Source organism: Geminicoccus flavidas (assembly GCF_009806515.1).
Taxonomy (GTDB): domain Bacteria; phylum Pseudomonadota; class Alphaproteobacteria; order Geminicoccales; family Geminicoccaceae; genus Geminicoccus; species Geminicoccus flavidus.
The window spans coordinates 1-1,542 of the sequence record NZ_WUJP01000043.1 but is presented as its reverse complement, the minus strand read 5'-3'; the positions used below and the strand labels follow the sequence as shown (position 1 = coordinate 1,542).

At 63.4% G+C, this 1,542-nt stretch carries 2 protein-coding genes and 1 pseudogene; all 3 read right to left on the bottom strand.

Going from position 1 to position 1,542, the window contains the following annotated elements:
• On the bottom strand, nt 1-569 hold a 569-nt coding region (locus EQG76_RS01160; RefSeq protein ID WP_321573422.1), incomplete at its 3' end, for an LpxD N-terminal domain-containing protein.
• Between the two features lie 142 nt (nt 570-711).
• The gene (locus EQG76_RS01155; protein WP_159709845.1) at nt 712-960 is read right to left on the bottom strand and encodes a hypothetical protein; all 249 of its coding nucleotides are present in this window, start codon (nt 958-960) and stop codon (nt 712-714) included.
• A 263-nt stretch (nt 961-1,223) separates the two neighbouring features.
• A pseudogene (locus tag EQG76_RS01150) lies at nt 1,224-1,542 on the bottom strand (hypothetical protein); the annotation flags it as partial.

Sequence of the window (1,542 nt, the reverse complement as noted above, 5' to 3'; positions counted from 1 at the left end):
TGCCCGATGCGCGCACCGGGATAGACGTAGACTCGGGCACCCACGACGGCGTGGCTGAGGCTGGCATGCGCTCCGATTCGACATTCCGGCCCCAGCACGACACCCGCCCCGATAGCTACGTGGGGGCCTATTCGGCAGCCGGCGCCTACTTCCGCCCCGGCCTCGATCAGCGCAAACGGTCCTACCTCGGCCGAGGGATCAACCGTAGCATCAACGGCGACGAGGGCGGTCGGATGGATGCCCGGAGACACTGGCGAGGCCGGGTGAAACATCGCTGCGACACGTGCCCAGCCGACATAGGGTTCCATTGTGACGATCGGAACTGTATGCGCCGGCACCCGGCTGGCCATGTCCGGATGCACAACGACCGCACCGGCTGATGTCTGCTCCAGCACCGAGGCGTACCGTCGGTTATCGAGAAAGCTCACCTCGTCTGGCTCTGCCGTCTGTAGCGGAGCGACCCCCATGAGCAGCAAGCTAGCTTCAGGCGCTATACCGCGTGCCGCCTCCGCCACCTTGGCGAGCGGAAAAGGGCCGCTCCGCGTGAAGAAGCGCGGGTCGCCGATCATTGTTCGGCTCATGCCCTATCCCCGCCGGTGGATCCGTCAGGGACATACCCATGCGGTGGTGGTTGATCCAGTCATGCAGCGGATTCTGACCCCTAAGCTGTCACCCTTGTAACGCAAGCCCTGGCGTGGGTCCTATCACAGATCACCCACCCATCTTCCAGACCCTGGCCACCGCGTCTGCAGCTTCAGCCGCAATGCTCTTCCGCCGCAGTGCCTCGACCTCAACAGCCGCAATCTCTCGGTCACGGGCATCTGCCAGTTTTCTGAAGCCGGGCGTTCTCTCAACGTCAGGCGATTGGAACCGGCCATAACGCACCAGGATCGCGTGGATCCGCTGCGCCCGCCACACGTCGATGAAATCAGGTGGGTCCTGATGATCATCCGGGGTCATGCCGGGCGCCACCAGGTGCGCGAGTGTTTGGGCCGGTGATCGCCCTCACGATATGGCACGTACCATTCTTTGGCGGTTAGGCAGGGCGTCTCCCCTCTACCAGCATCTGCCTGCCTAAATGGTCCTGGCCATCCTTTAGAAGTGAGCAACGTGACCATCATGCAGGACCTCTTCTGGATAGGTGCAGCGCTGTACTCGTTTGGGGCAGCGGGATGGCATTTGGCTCACTGGTCCAGGAAGAAGTCGATCCCCCATCGGGCCGATCAGAAAGATGATTTGGCGGGCGAGCGATCCGGCAGCCTGAAGATCTCCACACCCGGTGGAGGCTCCGCTGGACGTCCCCTCAAGACATCGGCGACAAAGTCGATCAGTCGAGGCAAGCTGCCGGTGTCGTAGGGTTTGCGCATGACCCCCCATACCGTCTGCTTTTCGCTGCGCGCCTGGGCCGCTTGGGCGGTCAGCAGGAACACTGGCGCGTTGTAGCGCTCCTTAAGGTGCCGGGCGATCACCCGGCCATCCCCGCCCTCTCCGAGGTTCAGGTCGATCAGAGCCACGTCGGGCCGCTGCGCCTCACACAGCCGA

What these genes read in the sequence shown, in the direction of transcription:
- EQG76_RS01155 (WP_159709845.1), bottom strand. Translation starts at nt 960, where the DNA reads ATGACCCCGGATGATCATCAGGACCCACCTGATTTCATCGACGTGTGG.